The sequence below is a fragment of the Arthrobacter sp. 01L42 genome (assembly GCF_056400005.1).
On the sequence record NZ_JBFTSL010000004.1, the window covers coordinates 97992 to 122240 of the forward strand.

At 68.0% G+C, this 24249-nt stretch carries 22 protein-coding genes; 19 read left to right on the top strand and 3 right to left on the bottom strand.

Annotated features, from left to right (window positions below; all coding sequences use genetic code 11):
- Positions 1–21: 21 nt before the first annotated feature.
- From AC1DN2_RS04720 to AC1DN2_RS04740, 5 genes are read left to right on the top strand one after another with little or no spacing between them, the layout of a single operon-like run.
- A complete protein-coding gene (locus AC1DN2_RS04720; protein WP_476849406.1) occupies positions 22–1185 on the top strand; it encodes an acyl-CoA dehydrogenase family protein in 1164 nt (387 codons plus the stop codon).
- A gap of 19 nt (positions 1186–1204) precedes the next feature.
- Positions 1205–2005 carry a CoA transferase subunit A gene (locus AC1DN2_RS04725; RefSeq protein ID WP_476849407.1) on the top strand — a complete coding sequence of 267 codons (801 nt, stop codon included), beginning with the start codon at positions 1205–1207 and terminating at the stop codon, positions 2003–2005.
- A gap of 2 nt (positions 2006–2007) precedes the next feature.
- Positions 2008–2769: a CoA transferase subunit B gene (locus AC1DN2_RS04730; protein WP_476849408.1), complete on the top strand. Its 762-nt coding sequence runs from the start codon at positions 2008–2010 to the stop codon at positions 2767–2769.
- Positions 2766–3338 carry a MaoC family dehydratase gene (locus AC1DN2_RS04735; protein WP_230007337.1) on the top strand — a complete coding sequence of 191 codons (573 nt, stop codon included), beginning with the start codon at positions 2766–2768 and terminating at the stop codon, positions 3336–3338. Before AC1DN2_RS04730 ends, AC1DN2_RS04735 begins: the two co-directional genes overlap by 4 nt.
- On the top strand, positions 3335–4177 hold the full coding sequence (locus tag AC1DN2_RS04740; protein WP_476849409.1) for an HpcH/HpaI aldolase/citrate lyase family protein: 843 nt from the start codon (positions 3335–3337) through the stop codon (positions 4175–4177). Before AC1DN2_RS04735 ends, AC1DN2_RS04740 begins: the two co-directional genes overlap by 4 nt.
- Positions 4178–5148: 971 nt before the next feature.
- Here AC1DN2_RS04740 and AC1DN2_RS04745 read toward each other — a convergent pair.
- Positions 5149–5877 (bottom strand): response regulator, encoded by a 729-nt coding sequence (locus AC1DN2_RS04745; RefSeq protein ID WP_476849410.1) that lies wholly within the window; start codon positions 5875–5877, stop codon positions 5149–5151.
- Entirely contained in the window at positions 5874–7454 is a 1581-nt protein-coding gene (locus tag AC1DN2_RS04750; protein ID WP_476849411.1) for an ATP-binding protein, read from the bottom strand. Before AC1DN2_RS04750 ends, AC1DN2_RS04745 begins: the two co-directional genes overlap by 4 nt.
- Before the next feature lie 172 nt (positions 7455–7626).
- Here AC1DN2_RS04750 and AC1DN2_RS04755 point away from each other — a divergent pair, with 172 nt between their 5' ends.
- The 3 genes from AC1DN2_RS04755 to AC1DN2_RS04765 are packed head-to-tail and all read left to right on the top strand — an operon-like array spanning position 7627 to position 10752.
- A complete protein-coding gene (locus AC1DN2_RS04755) occupies positions 7627–8673 on the top strand; it encodes a Bug family tripartite tricarboxylate transporter substrate binding protein (protein ID WP_476849412.1) in 1047 nt (348 codons plus the stop codon).
- A gap of 2 nt (positions 8674–8675) precedes the next feature.
- Entirely contained in the window at positions 8676–9227 is a 552-nt protein-coding gene (locus AC1DN2_RS04760; protein ID WP_476849413.1) for a tripartite tricarboxylate transporter TctB family protein, read from the top strand.
- Positions 9220–10752, top strand: a complete 1533-nt coding sequence (locus AC1DN2_RS04765) for a tripartite tricarboxylate transporter permease (RefSeq protein ID WP_476849414.1) — start codon at positions 9220–9222, stop codon at positions 10750–10752. Before AC1DN2_RS04760 ends, AC1DN2_RS04765 begins: the two co-directional genes overlap by 8 nt.
- Before the next feature lie 135 nt (positions 10753–10887).
- On the opposite strand, the gene AC1DN2_RS04770 is transcribed toward AC1DN2_RS04765, so the two are convergent.
- The gene (locus AC1DN2_RS04770) at positions 10888–12408 is read right to left on the bottom strand and encodes a lipase maturation factor family protein (RefSeq protein WP_476849415.1); all 1521 of its coding nucleotides are present in this window, start codon (positions 12406–12408) and stop codon (positions 10888–10890) included.
- Positions 12409–12572: 164 nt separating this feature from the next.
- Between AC1DN2_RS04770 and dxr the strand changes: the two genes are divergently transcribed.
- The 11 genes from dxr (at position 12573) to AC1DN2_RS04825 (ending at position 24233) form a co-directional block, all read left to right on the top strand.
- Positions 12573–13757 (top strand): 1-deoxy-D-xylulose-5-phosphate reductoisomerase, encoded by a 1185-nt coding sequence (dxr, locus tag AC1DN2_RS04775; RefSeq protein ID WP_476849416.1) that lies wholly within the window; start codon positions 12573–12575, stop codon positions 13755–13757.
- 18 nt (positions 13758–13775) lie between these two features.
- Positions 13776–15107, top strand: a complete 1332-nt coding sequence (locus tag AC1DN2_RS04780) for a M50 family metallopeptidase (protein ID WP_476849417.1) — start codon at positions 13776–13778, stop codon at positions 15105–15107.
- Between the two features lie 119 nt (positions 15108–15226).
- Entirely contained in the window at positions 15227–15922 is a 696-nt protein-coding gene (locus AC1DN2_RS04785; RefSeq protein WP_476849418.1) for a MarR family transcriptional regulator, read from the top strand.
- On the top strand, positions 15919–16455 hold the full coding sequence (locus AC1DN2_RS04790) for a hypothetical protein (protein ID WP_476849419.1): 537 nt from the start codon (positions 15919–15921) through the stop codon (positions 16453–16455). Before AC1DN2_RS04785 ends, AC1DN2_RS04790 begins: the two co-directional genes overlap by 4 nt.
- A gap of 58 nt (positions 16456–16513) precedes the next feature.
- Complete coding sequence (locus AC1DN2_RS04795; protein WP_079551403.1) at positions 16514–16804, top strand: YciI family protein; 291 nt, start codon at positions 16514–16516, stop codon at positions 16802–16804.
- 49 nt (positions 16805–16853) lie between these two features.
- Entirely contained in the window at positions 16854–18020 is a 1167-nt protein-coding gene (gene ispG / locus AC1DN2_RS04800) for a flavodoxin-dependent (E)-4-hydroxy-3-methylbut-2-enyl-diphosphate synthase (RefSeq protein WP_028277109.1), read from the top strand.
- Positions 17983–18870 carry a GNAT family N-acetyltransferase gene (locus AC1DN2_RS04805; RefSeq protein WP_223914221.1) on the top strand — a complete coding sequence of 296 codons (888 nt, stop codon included), beginning with the start codon at positions 17983–17985 and terminating at the stop codon, positions 18868–18870. The genes ispG and AC1DN2_RS04805 overlap by 38 nt, the downstream gene beginning before the upstream one ends.
- Before the next feature lie 42 nt (positions 18871–18912).
- Positions 18913–19683, top strand: coding sequence for a hypothetical protein (locus tag AC1DN2_RS04810; RefSeq protein ID WP_476849420.1), 771 nt, complete (start codon positions 18913–18915; stop codon positions 19681–19683).
- Between the two features lie 434 nt (positions 19684–20117).
- Positions 20118–21929, top strand: coding sequence for a proline--tRNA ligase (locus AC1DN2_RS04815; protein ID WP_476849421.1), 1812 nt, complete (start codon positions 20118–20120; stop codon positions 21927–21929).
- A gap of 29 nt (positions 21930–21958) precedes the next feature.
- Positions 21959–22753, top strand: coding sequence for a sulfite exporter TauE/SafE family protein (locus AC1DN2_RS04820; protein WP_476849422.1), 795 nt, complete (start codon positions 21959–21961; stop codon positions 22751–22753).
- A gap of 67 nt (positions 22754–22820) precedes the next feature.
- Positions 22821–24233, top strand: a complete 1413-nt coding sequence (locus AC1DN2_RS04825; RefSeq protein ID WP_476849423.1) for a pyridoxal phosphate-dependent decarboxylase family protein — start codon at positions 22821–22823, stop codon at positions 24231–24233.
- Positions 24234–24249 lie beyond the last annotated feature (16 nt).

The following is a 24249-nucleotide window of genomic DNA, read 5'->3' on the forward strand; positions in this document are numbered from 1 at the left end:
CTCAGAAACAGGAGTCACCCCATGGCAGATTTTGAACTCAGCGAGGACTACCAGATCCTTAGCGACACCGTCCGCGAATTCGCCGACGAAGTGGTGGCCCCGGTCTCCGCCAAGCACGACGAAGAGCACAGCTTCCCCTACGAGGTCGTCTCCCAGATGGCGGACATGGGCCTGTTCGGCCTGCCCTTCCCGGAAGAGTTCGGCGGCATGGGCGGGGACTACTTCGCCCTGGCCCTGGCCCTGGAACAGCTCGGCCGGGTGGACCAGTCTGTCGCGATCACCCTCGAGGCCGGCGTCTCGCTCGGTGCGATGCCGATCCACCGCTTCGGGAATGAGGCGCAGAAGCAGGAATGGCTGCCGCTGCTGGCCTCCGGCAAGGCGCTCGCCAGCTTCGGCCTGACCGAGCCGGAAGCCGGCTCGGACGCCGGCGGCACCAAGACCACCGCCAAGCTGGGCGGTGGTGAGTGGGTCATCAACGGCAACAAGGAGTTCATCACCAACTCCGGCACGGACATCACCAGGCTCGTCACCGTCACCGCGGTGACCGGCCAGGAGGAACGCGCGGACGGCAGCATCAAGAAGGAAATCTCCACCATCCTGGTGCCCACCAACACTCCGGGCTTCACAGCGGAAAAGGCCTACAACAAGGTCGGCTGGAACGCCTCGGACACCCACCCGCTGACGTTCAACAACGTCCACGTCCCCGAGGAGAACCTGCTCGGCACCCAGGGCCGCGGCTACGCCAACTTCCTCTCCATCCTGGACGAAGGCCGGATCGCGATCGCGGCCCTGGCCGTCGGCGCGGCCCAGGGCTGCGTGGACCAGTCCGTGAAGTACGCCAAGGAACGCAGCGCGTTCGGGCAGAACATCGGCAAATACCAGGCCATCGCTTTCAAGATCGCCCGGATGGAAGCCCGCGCCCACACGGCCCGCCTGGCCTACTACGACGCGGCCGCCCGGATGCTTGCCGGCAAGCCGTTCAAGACGCAGGCGGCCATCGCTAAGATGGTCGCAGGCGAGGCAGCCATGGACAACGCGCGGGACGCCACCCAGGTGTTCGGCGGCTATGGCTTCATCAACGAATTCACCGTGGCGCGCCACTACCGCGACTCCAAGATCCTTGAAGTCGGCGAGGGCACCACGGAGGTCCAGCTGATGCTGATCGCCCGCGAACTGGGACTGTAGCCGGCCGGAAGGATCACCGATGATCAACAAAGTTGTTGCCAGCGCCGCCGAGGCTGTCGCGGACATTCACGACGGCGCCTCCCTCGCCGTCGGCGGGTTCGGGCTGTGCGGCATTCCCGTGACGCTGATCGAGGCCCTGCATGAGCGCGGTGCCACGGACCTGGAAACCGTCAGCAACAACTGCGGCGTCGACGACTGGGGCCTCGGGATCCTGCTCAAGGACGGCCGGATCCGGCGCACCATCAGCTCCTACGTGGGGGAGAACAAAGAGTTCGCCCGGCAATACCTTTCCGGCGAGCTGGAGGTGGTCCTCACCCCGCAGGGCACGCTGGCCGAAAAGCTGCGCGCCGGCGGCGCGGGTATCCCCGCGTTCTACACCCCGGCCGGCGTCGGCACCCAGGTGTCCGACGGCGGGCTGCCGCAGAAGTACGACGCCGACGGCAACGTCGCGATTGCCTCCGCCCCGAAGGAAGTCCGCAGCTTCCACGGCGCCGAGTACGTGCTGGAGGAATCGCTGACACCGGACTTCGGGCTCGTGCACGCCTGGAAGGGTGACCGCCACGGCAACCTCGTCTTCCACGCCACGGCCATGAATTTCAACCCGCTGTGCGCCATGGCAGGGAAGATCACCATCGCCGAGGTCGAGGAGCTCGTGCAGCCGGGGGAGCTGGACCCGGAGCACGTCCATGTACCAGGGATCTTCGTCCAGCGCGTGGTTCTCGCCCCGCAGGGCGAGAAACGCATTGAGAAGCGGACGGTTGCGGTGGCCGCCGGTGCCTCCGGCGCACCAAAACTGTCGCCAGAGCAGGCAGGAGCCTAGCCGTGGAAACGAACAAAGCCGCAGAGGCCCCGCCCCGTCCCGAGGCCGTGCGCCACGAATACCGGCGCTCCGCCGTCGAACACGAGGCCGGTACTGAGGGCAAGGGCTGGACCCGCAATGAACTCGCGGCCCGCGTGGCGCAGGAACTGCACAACGGCCAGTACGTCAACCTCGGCATCGGCATGCCGACGCTGATACCCAACTACATTCCCGCCGGCGTCGAGGTGGTGCTGCATTCGGAGAACGGCATCCTGGGCGTCGGGCCGTACCCGGCCGAGGATGAAGTCGACCCGGACCTGATCAATGCCGGCAAGGAAACCGTCACGGTCAACAAGGGCGCGGCGTTCTTCGATTCCGCCGCCTCCTTCGGCATGATCCGGGGCGGCCACGTCGACGTGGCCGTGCTCGGCGCGATGGAGGTCGCCGCCAACGGCGACCTCGCCAACTGGATGATCCCGGGCAAGATGGTCAAGGGCATGGGCGGCGCGATGGACCTGGTGTTCGGGGCCAAGAAGGTGATCGTGATGATGGATCACGTGGACCGCAACGGCAAGCCGAAAATCGTGGAAACCTGCACGCTGCCGTTGACCGGCAAGGGCTGCGTGGACCGGATCATCACCGACCTCGCCGTGATCGACGTCGTGACCGAGGGCGGGAAGTCCCGGCTGGTGCTGCGGGAACTGGCGCCGAACGTGTCTGTGGAGGACGTCGTGGCGGCCACCGGAGCCGAACTCTTTGAGGAAGACCAGGAACTGACCGTATGAGTGATGCAGGCACGACTTCACCGGGCACGGGCGCGCACCCGGGTACCGGCACCCCCCGGGTGATCGAGCAGCGCGGCCTCTATTTCGATGAGCTGGAGGAGGGCGTGGTCTACGCCCACCGGCCGGGCCGGACGCTCACGGAGACGGATAACGTCCTGTTCACCACCATGACCATGAACACCCAGGCCCTGCACCTCGACGCGGCCTGGAGCGCCGGGCAGCCGTTCGGCCAGCGGCTGATGAATTCGATGTTCACCCTGGCCACCGTGGTGGGCCAGTCCGTGCCGCAGCTGACCCAGGGCACCATCATCGCCCAGCTCGGCCTGACGGATGTGTCTTTTCCGCACCCGCTGTACCACGGGGACACCCTGTACACGGAGACGGTGGTGACCGGGAAGAGGCTGTCCGCGTCCCGCCCGGGGCAGGGCATCGTGACCATGCAGCACACCGGACGGAACCAGCACGGGGACGTGGTGGCGCTCGCCGCCCGCAGCTGCCTGATGTGGACACGCGAGGCCCACGCCGCTGCCGAGCTGGAAGCGGCGCAAAAGGGGAGAATAGAGACATGAGTTTCCTGATGGGCCCTGCCCTGCTGTTCTGCCCCGCCGACCGCCCCGAGCGGTACCAAAAAGCCGCGGAACGCGCCGATACCGTGATCGTGGACCTTGAGGACGCCGTCGCCCCTGCCGACAAGCAGCGGGCCCGCGGCGCCATCCTTGCCCAGCTTGGCGCCACCGGCGACGTCCCGGAACTGGATCCGTCCCGCACGATCGTCCGGGTCAACCCGGCCGGCACGGACGAGTTCGAGAAGGACATGCACTGCCTCAAGCACACGCCGTACCGGCACATCATGCTGGCCAAGGCGGAGAGCGCTGCCCAGCTGAGGGAACTCGAGGGCTACAGCGTGATTGCCCTCTGCGAGACGGCCGCCGGCGTCCTCAACGCCGCCGCCATCGCCGCCGAGCCCAATGTGGTGGCCCTGATGTGGGGTGCGGAGGACCTGCTGGCATCGCTCGGCGGAACTTCCAGCCGGGCGGAGGACGGCAGCTACCGGGCCGTCGCGCTGCACGCCCGTTCCAGCGTGCTGCTGGCCGCCGGCGCCTTCGGCAAGGACGCGATCGACGCCGTCTACGTCAACATCCCGGATCTGGCCGGACTGGCACTTGAATCACGTGACGCGGTGGCGTCCGGATTCTCGTCCAAGGCCTGCATCCATCCGGACCAGGTGGCCGTGGTCCGCGAAGCCTATGCACCCTCGGAGGCCGACGTCTCGGCAGCCGCGGAGTTGCTCGATGCCGCCTCCGCGGCAGGCTCGGGCGTCTTCCAGTTCAAGGGCAAGATGGTCGACGGGCCCATCCTCAAGCACGCCGCGTCCACACTGCGCCGCGCGGGCCGCGTCGGGTCCTGACCGCGGGCCGGATGCCCACCGGCGTGTGCCAACCAACGTGTGCCCACAACGTGTGCCCACCAGCGTGTGCCCACCAGCGTGTGCCCGGGTGAAGCTCTGCCGTGTGAAACTCGCCGATTCGCCACAGATGGCCGGATTGGCTGGGCCTATTGCGGCCATCTGCGTCAATTGGGTGCCCTGTGGCTCTGAATCCTCGACCATTCTCCGAGGCCTTGTGCCGATGCGTCCCTGGGTGGCCGGCGTCCCGGGGCTGGCGCCGGGCAACTTCGTGGGTGCCGAGGTGGGATCCTGCCGGGCTGGACTTCGCCGATTCGTCACAGATGGCCGGATTGGCTGGGCCTATTGCGGCCATCTGCGTCAAATGGGTGCCCTGTGGCTCTGAATCCTCGACCATTCTCCGAGGCCTTGTGCCGATGCGTCCCTGGGTGGCCGGCGTCCCGGGGCTGGCGCCGGGCAACTTCGTGGGTGCTGAGGTGGGATCCTGCCGGGCTGGACTTCGCCGATTCGTCACAGATGGCCGGATTGGCTGGGCCTATTGCGGCCATCTGCGTCAATTGACTGTGGCTCTGAATCCTCGACCATTCTCCGAGGCCTTGTGCCGATGCGTCCCTGGGTGGCCGGCGTCCCGGGGCTGGCGCCGGGCAACTTCGTGGGTGCCGAGGTGGGACTCTGCCGGGCTGGACTTCGCGATTCGCCACAGATGGCCGGATTGGCTGATCGTTTTGCGGCCATCTGCGTCAAATGGGTGCCCTGTGCCGCGCAACCCCAGGCCCGTGCCCCGCATTTGTGCCACGTGTCCCGTGTGGCCGTCATGAACTGGACCTGCTCAGTGTGGCCGTCATGAACTGGACATGCTCAGTGTGGCCGTCATGAACTGGACATGCTCTGTGTGGCCGTCATGAACTGGACATGCTCTGTGTGGCCGTCATGAACTGGACATGCTCATTGCTGCCTCCAAGAACCGGACATGTTCAGCGGCGCCAGAGATAGCGGTTCTCCGGCCGGCCCGCGGCTCCGTAGCGGGGCGTCAGCCGGGCATGGCCGTGAACCACGAGGTACTCGAGGTAGCGGCGGGCGCTGACCCGGGACAGGCCCAGTTGCAGCGCCAGGCCGGCCGCGGAGACGTCCTCCGGACTGGCCTTCAGTGCCTCGATGACCGCGTCCAGGGTGGGGCGCGACAGTCCCTTGGGCAGCCGTACGGCGGCCTGGTCTGGCTGGGCGGGCTGACCCGCCGGGGTTTCCGCCACCGCGGACCGGCGGGAGGGCGCCACCAGGCGGTCGATGCTCGCCTGGTCAAGCGGCCCGGAAGCGCCGGAGGCCAGATCGTCCCGCAGCATGACGTACTCGTCGAGCCGTTCGTTCAATGCCTGCGAGGAGAAGGGCTTGACCAGGTAGTGCAGCACCCCGCCGGCCATCGCGCCGCGGACCGTGTCCAGCTCCCGGGACGCGGTGATCACGAGGACATCCACGGGCCGCCGGCGCGCGCGCAGCCGCTGCAGGACGTCCAGGCCGGACATGTCCGGCAGATGGATGTCCAGCAACACCAGCTCCGGGCCCAGCTCCGCGGCCAGATCGATGCCCTGCTGCCCGGTGTGGGCCATGGCCACGACGTCGAATCCGCCGCGTGCCAGTAGGAACCCGTGATGGATCCCGGCCACTGCTACGTCATCGTCAATGATGAGGGTGCGTATGGCGTTCATTGGTTTTGTAGTTCCGCCTCTTTTGTTCTGAGCACTACCGAGAAGCAGGCTCCGCCCAACGCCGATGAGGATACTGCCGCCCGGCCTCCGCGCCGGAGGGCAACCCGCTGGACCAGGGCCAGCCCAAACCCGCGGCTGTTGATTCCCTCGGACTCCTTGCTGGTCACGCCGGGCTCGAACACTTTAGCGCGTTCAGGAACCGGGACGCCGGGTCCGTCGTCCTCCACCACGATGGTCCGCCCGCCGTCGGCGCTCTCGCCCAGCCGGATGGCAACAGTGCTGTCGTAACCCGCAGCGTCCACAGCGTTGTCGATCAGGTTGCCCAGCACCGTGATGACGTCGCCCGAGTCATCAACCGAACACAGCGAATCCGGGCTGACGATGATCTCGATGCCGCGCTCGGCGCAGACCGTGGACTTGGCGATCAGCAGCGCCTGGACCCCGTGGTCGGTGATTCCGGCCGCCAGCGGCCGGTTCGCGAACACGGCGTCGTTGTGGCTGCGGCCCAGGTATTCGATGGCTTTGTCCTGCTTTCCAAGCTCCAGCAGCCCGGAGATGACGTGCAGTTTGTTGGCAAATTCGTGCGCTTGGGCGCGGAGTGCCTGCGTCACGTCCACGGCGCCGTCGCGGTCACGCAGGACGGTGTGGAGCTCCGTGCGGTCGCGCAGGATCAGCACCTTGCCGACTTCGCGGCCGTCGACGGTGGCCGCATTGACCTTGCCCAGCAGGATCCGTTCACCCGAGAGCACCAGTTCCTCCGTGGCGGATCCGGCCGAGAGCAAGCGGAGGACCGCCGGTTCCAGGCTTGCCGCTGCAGGGGTCCCGGTGATGTCCCCTGCCAGGGCGAGCAGGCGGCGTGCCTCATCGTTGACCAGCGCGACCCTGCCGTCGGCGTCCACGGCCACCAGTCCTTCACCCAGGCCGTGGAGCATGGCGTCGCGCGTTTCCAGCAGGGCAGCGATGTCCTCGGGCTCGAGTTTGTAGATCCGCCGCCACACCAGTTTCGAGACATACATCGCGCCCAGCGAACTCAGCAGTGCCGCCCCGAGCAGCCAGCCGAACAGCTGCGGCATGTCCTCATGGAGGTCGGCGGCCAGGGTGCTCTCCAGCACCCCCACGGATGCGGAGCCGATCACGGCGCCGGCCGCATCGAAGATGGGAACCTTCACCCGCCAGGACTCACCGAGCGTGCCCGTCTGGGTACCCACGTAGATCTCCCCGGACAGCGGCACGGACGGATCGGTGGAGACCGGCCGGCCGATTTCCGCCCGATTGGGGTGCGACTGACGGACCCCGTGCCGGTCCGTCACCACCACATAGGTGACGTTGGATGCCTGCCGGATGACTTCCGCGATCGGCTGTATTGTCTGGGCCGGCGACGATGTGCCGAACGCGTTGATGACCGAGGGCAGCTGGGCAACACTTTCGGCGACGCCGATCAGCCGGCCCTTGTAGGCGTCACGGAGCTGTTGTTCCTGCATCCGGATGGTCACGGCCCCCACCACCGTGAGGACAGCCAGCACGATGCCCAGCTGCAATGCGACCAGCTGGAACCGAAGGGGAATCTTGTGAAACATGTCACAAGTTTCCCATTGGGGGCGCAGCCCGCCCGCCAAAAAGACGGCCGGGGCCGTGACCAATATGACCACTACTACCTCTACGGCCAAATGCTGTTGCCGTTCGGCGGGCGCTCCTAGGGTCAGTGACGTGATTCCAATGATGTGCATCACATTCGCCCTAGGAGAAACCATGACTTCCCAGAACTTTTTCACGCGGCCCGCTTTCACGCGTCCCACCCACACACGTCGCGCCGCCCTCATTGCCGGCGCCGCCGGAGTCGTCCTGGCCATGTCCGCCTGCGCGGGAAGCGGAACCGGCACCGCTGCCGGCGGGTCCGCGGGCGCCGATCCGATCAAGAAGCTCAGCATCATCGTCCCGGCCAACCCCGGCGGTGGCTGGGACCAGACCGGACGTGCCATGCAGCAGGACCTGCAGACCAACAAGCTCGTCTCCTCCGCCCAGGTCACCAACATTGGCGGCGGCGGCGGGACCAACGGCCTCGCCAAGCTCGCCACCGAGAAGGACGTCAACACCCTCATGGTGATGGGCTACGTCATGGTGGGTGCGGTCGAGACCAATGGCGCCAAGACCCGGCTCGAAGACACCACCCCGATCGCGCGGCTCACTGAAGAGCCGCTGGTTCTCGTGGTGCCGGCGTCGTCGAAATACCAGTCGGTCGCCGACCTCGTCGCGGACATCAAGGCCAACGGCAAGGGCGTGGCCATCACGGGTGGCTCGGCCGGGGGCGCGGACCACATCCTGGCCGGGCAGATCCTGAAATCCCAGGGGGTGGAGGCGGACAAGCTGAACTACATCGGCTACTCCGGTGGCGGCGAGTCCATCGCGGCGCTGCTCGGCAACAAGGTCCAGGCCGGCATCTCCGGCGTGGGCGAGTATGCCGAACAGGTCAAGGCCGGCAAGGTCCGGGCGCTCGCCGTCTCCGGAAAGGCCGAGGCCCCGGCGCTTCCCGGGATCAAGCCGCTCAAGGACCAGGGGATCGACGTCGTGCTGACCAACTGGCGCGGCGTGGTGGCCCCCGGGTCCATCGACGACGCCCAGCGAGCGAAGCTGACCGACGTCGTCACCAAGCTGCACGCGTCAGAGGCCTGGAAGTCCACCCTGACCAAGAACAACTGGGACGACGCGTTCCTGGCCGGTGACGGCTTCAAGACCTTCCTGACCGAGGACATCGCCAAGGTCAAGACCACCCTGACCCAGATCGGCCTGGTCAAGTAACAGTGTCTGACCTCGCATCAACGTCTGCACCCGCCGCGGCGCCCGCTGCGGCGCCCGCCAAGCGGCCGACCGGGGAGATCCTGTTCGCCCTCGTGTTCGTCAGCGTGGGCGTCGCGGGCCTGGCGACGGCGGGATCCATTCCGATCCCGCCGTCGGAGACCGGCATCGGCCCGCGGGCCTTCCCCTACATCGTGTGCGGCTTGCTGGTGCTGTGCGGCGCCGGGGTGGTCCTGCAGGTCCTCCGCGGCAAAGTCGGGCAGGCCGAGGACAGCGAAGACCTGGACGTGACCGCCAAGACCGACTGGGTGGCCCTGGCCAAACTCGTGGGTTTCGTGGTGCTGCACATCTTCCTGATCGAGCCGGCCGGCTGGCCGGTGGCCGCCGCCGTGCTCTTCAGCGGTGCCGCCTGGTCTCTGGACGCCAAACCCCTCTGGAAGGCGATCGCCGTGTCCGTGATCCTGGCGCTGGTGCTGCAGTACGTCTTCGGCGGCCTGCTCGGCGTGTCCCTGCCGCCAGGGCCGCTGTTCGAGGGGGTGCCGTTCTTCCATGGATAGCTTCATGCTCCTGCTCGAGGGATTCAGCACCGCGCTGCAGCCCGTCTACCTGCTCTACGCGCTGGGCGGGGTCTTCGTCGGCACCGCCGTCGGGGTGCTGCCCGGCATTGGCCCCGCCATGACCGTGGCCCTGCTCATGCCCATCACCTATGCCCTGGACCCCGCGGCCGCGTTGATCGTGTTCGCCGGGATCTACTACGGCGGCATGTACGGCGGTTCCACCACTTCCATCCTGCTGAACACGCCGGGCGAGTCCTCCTCGATCGTCACGGCGCTCGAAGGAAACAAGATGGCCAAGGCCGGCAGGGGAGCGGCAGCCCTGGCGACGGCGGCGATCGGATCCTTCATCGCGGGCACCATCGCCACGGTCCTGCTGACCTTCCTGGCGCCCGTCGTGGCCGACTTCGCCGTCGGCCTCGGCCCCGTGGACTACGTGGCCCTCATGGTGGTGGCCTTCCTGACCGTCGGTGCGCTGTTGGGCGCCTCCGTCCTGCGCGGCCTGGCATCACTGGCGCTCGGGCTGTTCATCGGCCTGATCGGTATCGATGACAGCACGGCCCAGCAGCGCTTCACGTTCGACAACCCCACCCTGGTGGACGGCGTCGACATGGTCCTCGTGGCCGTGGGCCTCTTTGCCCTCGGCGAGGCGCTTTACGTCGCATCGAAGCTGCGGCACGGCCCGGTGGAGCTGATCCCAGTCAGCAAGGGCAAGAACGCCTGGCTGTCCAAGGAGGACTGGAAGCGGTCCTGGAAGCCGTGGCTGCGCGGAACCTTCATCGGGTTCCCGATCGGCACCGTCCCGGCAGGCGGCGCGGACGTCTCCACATTCCTGTCCTACGCCGCCGAGCGGAAGCTGGCCAAGGGCGCCAACAAGGCCCAGTTCGGCAAAGGCGCGATCGAAGGCGTCGCCGGACCGGAAGCGGCCAACAACGCCGCGGCCGCCGGTGTCCTGGTGCCGTTGCTGACCCTCGGAATCCCGACGACGGCGACGGCGGCCATGATGCTCACGGCGTTCCAGCGCTACCAGATCCAGCCCGGCCCGCTCCTGTTCGAAAACCAGGGCGCGCTTGTCTGGACCCTGATCGCGTCGCTGTACGTCGGCAACCTCATGCTCCTGGTGCTGAACCTGCCCCTGGTGGGCCTGTGGGTGAAGATCCTGCAGATCCCGCGGCCCTACCTCTACGCCGGCATCCTGGTCTTCGCCGCCCTCGGCGCCTTCTCGGTGAACTTCTCCCCGAGCGACGTCGGCATCCTGCTGATAGTGGGCATCCTGGGCTACTTCATGCGCCGCTACGGCTATCCCGTGGCGCCCATGGTGGTGGCGATGATCCTGGGGCCGATGTTCGAGGTGCAGTTGCGGCGTTCGCTGCAGCTCTCGCAAAACGACCCCACGGCCCTGTTCGCCTCGCCGTTCGCCCTGGTGGTGTACGTCTCCATGGCACTGATCTTCGCCGCCTCGTGGTGGCTGCGCCGCCGCCAGGCAACGTTGGAGGCTGCGCCGGCGAAGGAAGAGGTGTCCGTCTAAGCGCGGGCGTTGGACTGAATTGCCGCAAATGGCCGGAATGACGACACTCATTCCGGCCATTTGCGGTAAACGGGCCCACGGGAACGCACCGCCCCGGGCCGCAACGCACCGCGCCGGGCCGCACCGCGCCGGGCCTCACGCCTCCGACGTCGGGCGCGGCGCCGGGAGCCGCGACGGCGGGATGACGACATACAGCGGCGTCCGGATCCAGCGCTGGCCCGTCGCACGGAACTCGGCCCGGGTGGAGAAATGGTAGAGGTAGCTGGTGGCACGTATCCAGTGCGGCCGTCCGCCGTCGAACGGGTCGTGGCGCAGCAGCCGCAGCGTGGGCCGGTCCGCAGCCAGCAGCTTGGCCAGGAACGCGTAGAACCACTCCTCGTGCACGGTACGCAGCGGCAGGAACCACATCAGCCAGTCCAGCCGCAGGTGGTATGGGGCGTACTGGCGCGGGATGCGCCGGACGTCGCCGGGCTTGCCCTTGAACCCGTACTCCCGCCAGTCCGCGTCGTCCCCGGGGTCCTCGTCGAGGGTCCCCTCCACCACGATCTCGATCCGCCGCTTCGTGACGGTGCCGAACGCGCCGTAGGTGTTGACCAACTGCCAGCGGTTGAAGGATGCGTTCATCAACTGGTGGTGGGAGAAGAGGTTCTCGATGGGCCGGTAGCTGAGCACCACCAGCAGCACGGTGGCCACAAGGACCACCACCAGCCAAGGAACCGGCGCCTGGCTGCCCACCCCGGCTGCGCCCACCGCCGCTCCTGCTCCGGTTCCTGCGGACGGGGACACAGCCGCGGCATGCCAGTCCAGCGGGATCGCCGGAATCACGGCGTGCGCCACGGGATCGCTGACCGCCGCGAAGGCCAGGATGATCGCCATCCAGTTCAGCCAGGCGAAATTTCCGCTCGCCACCAGCCACAGCTGGGTGAAGATGATGATTCCGGCGGCGGCGCTGGCCAGCGGCTGCGGGGCAAAGAGGAAGAAGGGCACCACCAGTTGGGCGAAATGGTTGCCCAGGACCTCCAGCCGGTGCCAGGCCTTGGGGAGCAGGTGGGCCTGCCGGCTCAGCGGCCCCGGCATCGGCTGGGTCTCGTGGTGGTAGTACAGCGCCGTCAGGTCCCGCCATTCCTGGCCGCCCCGGATCTTGATCAGGCCGGCGCCGAACTCCAGCCGGAACACCAGCCAGACCAGCAGGATCAGGATGGTCCGGGGCGGGGGAGTCTGGTCGGAGCCAAGGAAGGCCACCGTGAACCCGGCCTCCAGCAGCAGCATCTCCCAGCCGAAGCCGTAGAACGTCTGCCCCACGTTCACGATCGACATGTACAACAGCCACAGGGCCAGGAACGCGATGAGCGGAACCCACGGCGGCCCGAGCTGCGGCAGCCCGGCGATGAGCGTGGCGGCAATGGCCATGCCGCTCCAGCACACCGTCCGCAGCAGCCGGTCCGAGTAGCGCCAGCGGAACAGGCTGGGCCGGCCCAAACGGTTGAAGCCCTCGAGATACGCCGGCACCGGCAACAGGCCGCGCTCGCCGAGGAGGGCCGGGAACTGGTTCAGCGAGGAGAGGAAGGCCACGAAATACAGGGTGGCGGTGCTGCGCTGCAGCACCTGCCGGGCGAACTCGTACTCCGGCGCGTCGAACCACGCGGTCCACTCCACGTTTTCCACGTTACGCCTCCGCCCTGCTGCGTCAACGAGCGGCGGAAGACTCAACCCGACGGCGTCGAGCTGGCACTTCACGGCACTGCTGCACGCCGCGGCTGCCGTGAAGTGCCACCTCGAGGCGGACGCGGCGCACCGGCGCGGTGCGGGATACTTGAATCATGCAGCCGCGCAAAATCGTCCTCCTCGGGTCCACCGGTTCCATCGGCACACAGGCGATTGACGTCGTCGACGGCGCCCCGCACCTTTTTGAGGTCGTCGCGCTCAGCGCCGGCGGCAGCAACCTCGAACTCCTGGCCCGGCAGGCCGTCCACACCCGCGCCCAGGCTGTCGGTGTCGCCTCCGGTGATGCCTCCGCCCTCCGGCGCATGATCGACGACGCCGCCCGCGCGGCAGGACTCATCGGGTACAGCCCCGAACTCATCACCGGCCCCGACGCCTCCACCCGGGTCGCGGAAATCACCGCCGACGTCGTCCTCAACGGCATCACCGGCTCGATCGGACTTGCCCCCACCCTGGCCGCCCTCGCCTCCGGGGCAACGCTGGCACTGGCCAACAAGGAGTCCCTGATCGTCGGCGGCGCCCTGGTCAAGGCCGCGGCCCGCGAAGGGCAGATCGTCCCCGTGGATTCGGAGCACTCGGCCATTGCCCAGTGCCTGCGCTCCGGCTCCGCCGCGGAAGTGGACCGGCTGATCCTGACGGCATCGGGCGGGCCGTTCCGCGGCAAGACCCGGGACGAACTGCACGACGTCTCACCGCAGGACGCCCTCGCCCACCCCACATGGGACATGGGCCTGATGGTCACCACCAACTCCGCCAGCCTCGTCAACAAGGGCCTGGAGGTGATCGAGGCGCACCTGCTCTTCGACATCCCCCTGGATAAGATCGACGTCGTGGTCCACCCGCAGTCTGTGGTGCATTCCATGGTCCAGTTCGTCGACGGCTCCACGATCGCCCAAGCCTCGCCGCCGGACATGCGCCTGCCCATTGCCCTCGGCCTCGGCTGGCCGGACCGGGTCCCCGGATCCGCCAGGGCCTGCGACTGGGGCAAGGCCACCAGCTGGACGTTCGAGCCGCTGGACACCGTGGCGTTCCCCGCCGTCGACCTCGCGAAGGCGGCCGCCACGCAGGGCAGCACCTTCCCGGCCGTGTTCAATGCCGCGAACGAGGAAGCGGTGATGGCCTTCCACGCCGGGCAGATCCGGTTCACCGACATTGTGGACACCATCGATGCCGTCCTCAGCGAACACTCAGGCTCCTCCGGGCTGACGGTGGAGTCCGTACTGGATGCTGAAAGATGGGCACGCGCCCGCACCCACGAACGTTTAGCCGTAAGAAGCGTCTAGGAAGCAGCAGATCACAGTATGAGCCCCGTCCTCCTCTTTGTCCTCGGTGTCGTCTTCGTGGCGATCGGCATCGCCGTGTCCATTGCCCTGCATGAAGTCGGGCACCTGCTCCCGGCCAAGCTCTTCAAGGTCCGCGTGACCAAATACATGATCGGTTTCGGACCCACCGTCTGGTCGAAGAAAAGGGGCGAAACCGAGTTCGGCCTCAAAGCCATCCCGCTGGGCGGCTACGTGTCCATGATCGGGATGTACCCGCCGAACAAGGAAGACGGCACCGTCCGGACCTCCAGCACCGGAATGTTCCAGTCACTGGCATCCGATGCCCGCTCCCTGGCCCACGAGGAAATCGGCCCCGGCGACGAAACCCGGGTCTTCTACCGGCTGCCGGTCTGGAAAAAGATCATCATCATGCTCGGCGGGCCCGCGATGAACCTGCTGATCGGCGTCGTGCTGACCGCGGTGCTGCTGATGGGTTTCGGCACCGCCAGCCAGACCACCACGATCGCGGACGTCTCCAAGTGCCAGGTCAAGGCCGGCGAGACCGTGGACCCGGACTCCGCCGACTGCAAGCCCACCCCGGCCGCGGCCGCGGGCCTGTTGCCGAATGACACCATCACCTCTTTCGACGGCAAGGCCGTCACCGGGTGGGACGAACTCACCGGCTGGATCCGCGCCTCGGCGGGCCGGCAGGTGAGCATCACCGTGGAGCGCGGCGGCGCCACCGTCTCGACAACCGTCACGCCCGTGCTCTCCGCCCGCCCGGTTCTCGGTCCCGACGGCCGCCAGGCCAAGGCCGCTGACGGAAGCCTCCAATACCAGGACGTCGGCTTCCTGGGCATCGGCGCCCAGACGGCACTCGTGCAGCAGCCGGCGTCGGCCGTGCTGCCCATGGCGGGGGAGAACATCAAGCAGGTCGCCGGTGTGGTGGTGAACCTGCCGGAGCGCGTGGCCGGCGTGGCCAAGGCAGCCTTCAGCGAGGAACCCCGGGACCCCAACGGCCCCATCAGCGTGGTGGGCGTGGGCCGCGTGGCCGGCGAGGTCGCCGCGATGGAGGAGGTCCCGCTGCAGTCCCGCTTCGCCGCCCTGGTGGGTTTGCTGGCCGGACTCAACTTCGCCCTGGCCGTCTTCAACCTCATTCCGCTGCTGCCGCTCGACGGCGGCCACATTGCGGGCGCGCTGTACGAGGGGGCCCGGCGCCAGATCGCCAAGCTGTTCGGCCGCCCGGATCCCGGCGCCTTCGATATCGCCAAGCTGCTCCCGGTGACGTATGTGGTGGCGGTGCTGCTGATGGGCATGGGCGCGCTGCTGATCTACGCCGACATCGTCAAGCCGGTCAACCTCTTCGGATAGGCCCGGCTGGCATTTCAGCCAAATTTCGCTGACTATCATCTATAAGCCTATTTAGGCTGATTTTAAGTAATCAGTTGAAAACGGTTGATTATTCCCGATCAGCTCCCTAGGCTGGGGTCATGTACGTCATGACAATCGACCAGCGCGGCAGCACGGGCGACATCGACCGGGTCCCCAGCCTCCTGAAGGGGCTCAGCGCACTCTCCACCGCCGGGCGCTTTGAGCGTTCGGTGGGCGACGAGGTCCAGGGCGTCGTGGAACGGGCCGACGAGGTGGTGGAGATCGCCTTGCACGCCCTGCGCAGCGGCCGCTGGTATGTCGGCATCGGGGTGGGGGAGGTGGACCTGCCGCTGCCCGCCAGCCCGCGCGAAGGCTCCGGTCCCGCCTTCGTGGCGGCCCGGTCCGCCGTCGACCGGGCCAAGGGGGCGGCCGCCCATGTTCCCCTCGCCGTGGTTGCCGGCCGCGACCGCCGTCGGGCAAATGCAAATGCAGCAACCACGGCCGCGGACGGCGCCAGCGGATCCCAGGGGGCCAGGGCCTGCGCCAATGCGGAGGCGGTGCTCCGACTGATTGGCCGCCTGGTCCAGGACCGGACCGCGGCGCAATGGAAGGTGGTGGACGTGCTGCGCTCGGTGCGGCAAGACACCCACGGAACCCACGGCAGCCAAAAAATAGCGGCACAGAAACTCGGAATCACGGAGCAGTCGGTGAGCCGCGCAGTCCTGCGCTCGGGCTGGCAGGAAGAATGGGCCGCGAGGCCGGCCGCAGAACTGCTGCTGACCCTCGCCCACGACAGCACCGAAGGAGAGAAGTGAACGCCCTGTGGATCACGCTGGCCCTGCTCACCGCAGGATTCGTCGGCTGGCCGGTCACTGCCTGGGTGTTCCGCCTCGCCCGCACCATTGATGACCGGGCCGCCGCCGGAAGCGACGCCGGAAGCGACGCCGGAAGCGACGCCGGCGCCGGCGGGGACGCGGCCGAGGACCCCGCCGCCGACTCCACCACGGACCCCGACCTCCAGGCGGCCCCGGAGCCGGCCGGGCCGGACGCAGCAGCGCCTACCCCGGCAGCGGCGGCCGCCGCGCCGCCCGCCGAGACCGTCAGCAGCGTGCGCATCCTGCGCGGCGGCGCCATTATCGGCATCCTGGAACGGTTCGCCGTGTGCCTGGCGATCCTGGCCGGCCAGCCCGTCGCCATCGCCTACGTCGTGGCCATCAAGGGCCTCGGCCGGTTTGCCGAGTTGAAAGCCACCCCGGTGGCGGCCGAGCGGTTCATCATCGGAACCCTCACCTCCATGCTCTGGGCAGCCGGTGTGGCCGCCCTGGCCAAGGTCCTCTTCCTCGGCTGACCGCGTGCCCCGGAGCCTCCGGATGGGAACCGGGCAAACAGGGCGATAGTGTATCCATATGACTGTTTTTGCTGTGGAGTACGTGTACGACGCCGAATCATCCGAGGTCCGCGATGCCAGCCGCCCGGCACACCGCGAATGGACCGCGGATCTTGCCCGTGAAGGCGCCCTGCTGGCCAGCGGCCCCTACGGCGACGGTGCAGGCGCGCTGCTCATCTTCAAGGCCGCCGATGAGGCGGCCTTGAATGACCTTCTGCGGCAGGACCCCTTCGCAGCCGCCGGTGCCATCTCGGGCACCCGCACCACCGTGTGGGCGCCGCTGACCGGTCTTCTGGCCGAGCACGCCTAGCCCGTCCCGCCCGCACCTTCGCAACTTCGAATTCTAAAAGGGAGTCCATGTGACCTCGGTCAGCCTGGGAATGCCGTCAGCACCGCCCCCCGTCCTTGCCCCCCGCCGCAAGACGCGCCAGATCAAGGTGGGATCAGTCGGCGTCGGCTCCGATTCGCCCATCAGCGTCCAGTCCATGACCACGACGCCGACGACCGACATCAACGCCACCTTGCAGCAGATCGCGGAACTCACGGCCTCCGGCTGCGACATCGTGCGCGTCGCCTGCCCGTCGGCCGATGACGCCGAGGCGCTGCCGATCATCGCCAAGAAGTCCCAGATCCCGGTGATCGCGGACATCCACTTCCAGCCGAAGTACGTCTTCGCCGCGATCGAGGCCGGCTGTGCCGCCGTGCGCGTGAACCCGGGCAACATCCGCAAGTTCGATGACCAGGTCAAGGAGATCGCCCGCGCCGCCAAGGACCACGGCACCTCCATCCGGATCGGCGTCAACGCCGGATCCCTGGAACCGGGCATCATGAAGAAATACGGCAAGGCCACCCCGGAGGCCCTCGTGGAATCCGCCGTCTGGGAGGCGTCGCTCTTCGAGGAGCACGGTTTCCACGACTTCAAGATCTCCGTCAAGCACAACGACCCGGTCATCATGGTCGCCGCCTACGAGATGCTGGCCGAAAAGGGCGACTGGCCCCTGCACCTCGGCGTCACGGAGGCCGGACCGGCCTTCCAGGGCACCATCAAGTCCGCCACGGCGTTTGGCGCCCTGCTCTCCCGCGGGATCGGCGACACCATCCGCGTCTCCCTCTCGGCCCCGCCGGTCGAGGAAATCAAGGTGGGCAACCAGATCCTGCAGTCGCTCAACCTGCGCCCCCGCAAGCTGGAAATCGTCTCCTGCCCGTCCTGCGGCCGCGCCCAGGTGGACGTCTACACGCTCGCCGAGCAGGTCACCGCTGGCCTGGAAGGCATGGAAGTCCCGCTGCGCGTGGCAGTCATGGGCTGCGTGGTCAATGGTCCCGGCGAGGCCCGCGAGGCCGATCTCGGCGTTGCCTCCGGCAACGGCAAGGGCCAGATCTTTGTCAGGGGCGAGGTCATCAAGACTGTCCCGGAGGATCAGATTGTTGAGACACTGATCGAAGAAGCCATGCGTATCGCAGAAGAGATGGGGGACGCCGATGGCGAAGATGCTGTCAAGGGTAGCCCCGTGGTTAGCGTCTCGTAAGGACGACGCCGCTCCCGGCGTCGTCGTCCGGGTCCTTGGCGGCGCGGACACCGGACAACTGCTGGCCCTGGCGCACCGGGACGCCGTCGCCAATGTCTTCATCCTCTCGCATCTGGAGACCGCCGGTACGGCGTCTCCCACGGCCGGGGGCGCCAGCATTCTTGGCGTGTTCGACGGCGGCACCCTCCTCGGTGCCTGCTGGGCCGGCGCCAACCTGGTGCCGATCGAGCTGGCGCCCGAGCTCGCCGGCCTCATTGCGATGGCCGCGCACCGCTCCGGGCGCCGCTACGCCTCGATCTTTGGCCCCGCCGAAACTGTGCTGGCTCTCTACGCGGCGCTGGAGCAGCTCGGCCAGACGGCCCACGAAGTCCGGGACCACCAGCCCCTGCTGACGATTGCGGGGCCGCCCGCCGTCCGGCCCGAACCCGCACTCGGCTTTGGCCAGCTGGCTGACTTCGACAAGATCCTGCCCGCATGCGCCGCAATGTTCGAGGAAGAAGTGGGCTATTCGCCCTACCTCGGCGGCAGGGAGTATTACAGCCGGCGCGTCAAGAGCCTCATCCGCCAGGGCCATTCCCTCGTGCACGTGAACGCCGCCGGCGATGTCGTCTTCAAGGCCGAACTCGGCGCCGTCACGCCGGAAGTGACCCAGGTCCAGGGCGTCTGGATGAATCCCGACTTCCGCGGACTGGGACTGAGCGCGGGCTACATGGCCGCCGTCGTCGTCCTCGCCCAGACCCTCGCGCCGGTGACCAGCCTGTACGTCAACGGGTTCAACGCCAAGGCACGCGCCACCTACGATCGGGTGGGCTTTCGCCAGGTGGGCACGTTCGCTACAGTGCTCTTCTAGCGGGCAAATGCCGGCTGGCCGGTCTAGTTTTTTGGGGGAAACATGAAGACATCAGTGCTGCGCATTTTCGGGGCCTCGGCGCTCCTCGCCTGGGGCGCCATGGGATTGGCCGCATGTGGCACGCCCACCGGCTCGCCGGATACAGCCAAGAGTGCGCAAGCCCAGGCCGCAACCACGGTTCCCAGCGCGGCCACGACGCCTACTCCCACCCAGACGCAAGCCAAGGCTTACACGAGCGATGAACTGACGGCCCTCGTGGCACAGTTGAAGGATGCGCACGGCAAGCCGCTCACCGTGATGCCGCTTGCCGATCTCAAGAAGTCGGTCGAACAGGCAAAGTCCTTGCTGGCATCGATCTCGGTGGAACCCGCGGAGTGCGCGGCTCTGGCCCTTGGTGGCCAGGCAGCCTCGACCGAGGGCACGGCGGTCGCGGCGGGGGTGGCCCAAGATGCCGGGACGGGCGCTTCCACGGGTGTCTCCCTGGCGTTCCGGGCTGACGCCAAGCTCCTCAAGAAGGGACTCGCCCAGGGCGAGGACTTCAATAAGTGCTCAGCCCTTTCATTCACGACCAATGGCACCAAAGTGGACCTCAAACTGACCAAGCTGGCCGGAGTCGGCTCAACCCCGGGCACCGTCGCGTACCGGACAGACACCGCACTGCCGGGTGGCCGGAAGCAATCTGCGATCACCGGACAGGTGATCCAGGACGGCGTTCTCATCACCGTCAGCGCGGCAGGTGGCGGCAGCGAGGCCGACGCCATCTCCCGGGCCGGAAAATTACTGGATCAGGCCGCCGCGCTCGTCGGGAAGTAGCCCGATTGCCGCCGCGCATGGATCCGCAACGACATGCCGAAAATATCCGGTTGCAGACTATTGCTTCCCGGCCGCATGTCACATAGGTTCTACCTAGCCGTGTCGCATAGGCGCGCACACTCCCCAACGCATTTTCCGGGGAAGACAACGCCTGGAGACGACACCAAGTAGCTCGCAGCCTGAGATCTGGGGGTGCTGGGGCCACGGAGCCACGCCATGACGGGATGACCAGCCGGAAAACGGCCAGGGGCTTCCATCAGTTATGGCGTGGCTCTTCCATGCGCCGCGCTCCGCAGAAGCGGGGGAGAAGCGGAGGAGAAGCGGGGCCGCAGCGGGGCCGGCGCGGCAAAGCGGTGCGCTCCGGACGGTAGATTAGTACCTAGATGCTTTTCTAAGGCTTTGCCCGCACTTCCCCAGAAACGGATACCCCACCTGTGGTCCTTCGACTCTCCAAGCTGTTCCTGCGCACCCTGCGCGAAGATCCCGCCGACGCCGAGGTGGCCAGCCACCGGCTCCTGGTCCGCGCCGGCTACATCCGGCGGGCCGCGCCCGGCATCTACACCTGGCTGCCGCTGGGGCTCAGTGTGCTGCGCAAAGTGGAGCAGGTCATCCGCGAGGAAATGACCGCCATCGGAGCCCAGGAAGTCCACTTCCCGGCGCTGCTGCCCAAGGAACCCTACGAGGCCACGAACCGCTGGACCGAATACGGCGAGGGCATCTTCCGGCTCAAGGACCGCAAGGGCAACGACTACCTTCTGGCCCCCACGCACGAGGAAATGTTCACCCTGCTGGTCAAGGACCTGTACTCCTCGTACAAGGACCTGCCGCTGAGCATTTACCAGATCCAGAACAAGTACCGCGACGAGGCGCGTCCCCGCGCAGGCCTGCTGCGCGGCCGCGAATTCATCATGAAGGATTCCTACTCCTTCGACGTCGACGACGCCGGCCTGGACGACAGCTACGCCGCCCACCGCGGCGCGTACCTGAAGATCTTCGAGCGCCTCGGCCTCGAAGTGATTCCGGTTGCTGCCACCGCCGGCGCCATGGGCGGGTCCAAGAGCGAGGAATTCCTGCACCCCACCGAGATCGGTGAGGACACCTTCGTGCGCTCGGCCGGCGGCTACGCGGCCAACGTCGAGGCCGTCACCACAGTGGTCCCCGCGGACATCGACTTCAGCAACGCCCCGGCCGCCGAAGTCCGGGACACCCCGGACACCCCCACCATCGAGACCCTCGTCGACGCCGCCAACGTGCTGGTTCCGCGCACAGAGGCCGACGGCGGCCCCTGGACCGCCGCCGACACGCTCAAGAACGTCGTCCTCGCCGTGACGCTGCCCACCGGCGAACGCCAGATCGTCGTCATCGGCCTCCCCGGAGACCGCGGTGTGGACCTCAAGCGCGTCGAGGCGAACATCGGGTCCTTCCTGCCGATTGCCGGCGAGATCACGCTCGAAGCCGCCAATGAGGACGACCTCAAGAAGCAGCCCCTGATCGTCAAGGGCTACCTCGGCCCCGGCATGTCCCTGGACGCGCCGCTGCTGGGCAGCGAGGGCGCCGCAAAGCTGCTCTACCTCGTGGATCCCCGCGTCGTCAGCGGCTCTGCCTGGGTCACCGGCGCCAACGAGGCCGGCAAGCACGTCTTCGGCCTCGTCGCCGGACGCGACTTCGGCTGGGACGGAGTCATCGAGTGCACCGAGGTGCGCGCCGGCGACGAGGCTCCCGACGGTTCCGGTCCCCTCGAAACCGCCCGCGGCATCGAAATGGGCCACATCTTCCAGCTGGGCCGGAAGTACGCCGCCGCCCTGGACCTGAAAGTCCTGGACCAGAACGGCAAGCAGGTGGTGGTGACCATGGGCTCCTACGGCGTCGGCGTCACCCGCGCCGTGGCGGCCCTGGCAGAGTCCAACCACGACGACCGGGGCCTGGTCTGGCCGCGCGCCGTCGCTCCCGCCGACGTCCACGTTGTGGCCGTGGGCCGCGGCGAGGAGATCTTCGCCGCCGCCGAAAAACTGTCCCTGGAGCTCGAGGCTGCCGGCCTGGACGTCATCTATGACGACCGCCCCAAGGTTTCCCCCGGCGTGAAGTTCGGCGACGCCGAACTCGTCGGCGTCCCCACCATCCTCGCCGTCGGGCGCGGACTCGTGGACGGCGTCGTGGAGATCAAGGACCGCCGCAGCGGCAGTGCCGAGAATGTAGCCGTTGACAAGGCTGTTGACTACGTGGTCAACGCCGTGCGCAACAGCTGATGGCGCGCCGCCCCGGGCCGCACTAGGCAATGGTCTCCGGACTCGAATCGATCCAGCTCGGAACTGTCATCCTGATCGTCGTGGCCGGCCTGGCGGCCGGATGGGTCGACGCCGTCGTCGGCGGCGGCGGGCTCATCCAGCTCCCGGCGATGCTCCTGGTGCCGGGCATCAGCCCGGTCCAGGCGCTGGCGACCAACAAGATGGGCTCCATCTTCGGCACCAGCACCAGCGCGGCCACGTACTACCGCCGCGTCCGGCCCGATCTGCGCACCGCCCTGCCCATGGCAGCGATCGCGCTGGCGGGCAGCTACGGCGGTGCGGCGCTGGCCGCCAACCTGCCGGCCAGCGTGTTCAAGCCGATCATCGTGCTGGCGCTGATCGCCGTCGCGCTCTTCACCGCCTTCCAGCCCGGCATCGGTGAGCTGACCAAGCTGCGCCACGAGGGGCACCGGCACTACGTGGTGGCCTGCCTGATCGGCGGCGTGATCGGCTTCTACGACGGCCTGATCGGTCCCGGCACCGGATCGTTCCTGATCATCGCCCTCGTCTCGGCCATGGGCTACGCCTTTCTGGAGGCCAGCGCCAAGGCCAAGATCGTGAACGTGGCCACCAACGCCGGCGCTCTGCTGTTCTTTATTCCGCACGGCGCCGTGCTGTGGGGGCTCGGGCTGCTGCTGGGCATGGCGAACATGGCCGGCGGCTACCTCGGTGCCCGGACTGCGGTCCGGCAGGGGAGCAAGTTCATCCGGATCGTGTTCCTGGTGGTGGTGGGCGCGCTGATCATCAAGCTCGGTTCCGACGTCTGGCAGGACAACCTGTCCTAAGCCGCCTGGTTCCGCGGCAACCCGCATGGGACTCCCGGTCCGCTGGCCCCGGGCGTAGCATGCAGCTATGTCAGCAGGTGAGGAACGCTACCGGGATGCCCTCGAGGCCGCGGCCGGACACGCACGCCGGTGGCTTGAGAGCCAGGGAACACGCCGAATCGGGCCGCAGGTCACGGCGGCCGAGCTGGCGGCCGACTTCGGCGGACCGCTGCCCAAAGAGGGCATGCCGGCGGCGGAAGTGGTGGACTATCTTGCGGCCAAGGCCGAACCCGGGCTGATGGCCATGCCGTCCGGGCGGTTCTTCGGCTGGGTCATCGGCGGCACGCTGCCGGCGGCGCTGGCGGCCGACTGGCTGCTCAGCGCCTGGGACCAAAACGCGGGGCTGCGCTTCGCCACGCCCGCCACCGCCGCGATCGAGGAAGCCGCCGGCAAATGGATCCTTGAGCTGCTGGGTCTGCCCGGGGAGTCCGACGTCGGCTTCGCCACCGGCGCCACCATGGCCAACTTCACCGGCCTCGCCGCCGCCCGCTGGCGGCTCATGGCCGACGCCGGCTGGGACCTCGACGGCGACGACCTCGCCGGTGCGCCCCGGATCCGCTGCTTTGCGGGGCAGGAACGGCACGACACCATCGACCTCGGCCTGCGCTACCTGGGGCTGGGACGTCCCACCGTGGTGCCGTCCGACCGCCAGGGGCGCATCATCCCGGCCGAGCTGGATTGCGCCCTGGACCTTGCGCTCCGTGCGGGGGAGGACGGCCGCCCGGTCCCGGCCCTGGTGTGCCTGCAGGCCGGCAACCTGCATTCGGGCGCCTTCGACCCCTTCGCCGAGGCCATCGCCGTCGCGAAGGCGCACGGCGCCTGGGTGCACGTGGACGGGGCTTTCGGACTCTGGGCGGCCGCCGTGCCCGAGTTGTCCGCCCTGACCGCGGGACTCGGGCTGGCCGATTCGTGGGGGACGGATGCGCACAAGACCCTCAATGTCCCGTACGACTGCGGGATCGTGATCGTGCGCGACGCCCGGGCCCTGCGGTCGGCGATGGGGCTGCACACCAGCTACCTGATCCAGGCCGCGGACGGTGCCGGGGACCCGTTCGAGTCCGTGCCTGAGCTCTCCCGCCGCGCGCGGGGCGTCCCTGTGTGGGCGGCGCTGAAATCCCTGGGCCGCGACGGCGTCGCCAGCCAGGTCCGCACGCTCGTGCAGCGGGCCGCGCAGTTGGCCGAGCAGCTCGGGGCGCTGGACGGCGTGGAGGTGCTCAACGACGTCGACTACACCCAGGTGTCCCTGGCGTTTGGCGACGACGCCGTGACCCGGGCCGTGACGGAGAGGGTCATGGCTGATGGCCGAGTCTGGATGTCCGGGTCACGCTGGCAGGACCGCGATATCCTGCGGATTTCGGTGAGCAACTGGAGCACGGACGACGCCGACGTCAGAGTCGCCGTCGACGCCGTCCGCGACGCGCTGGCGGCGGTGCGGGGCTGACTGCGGGGGTTAGCGA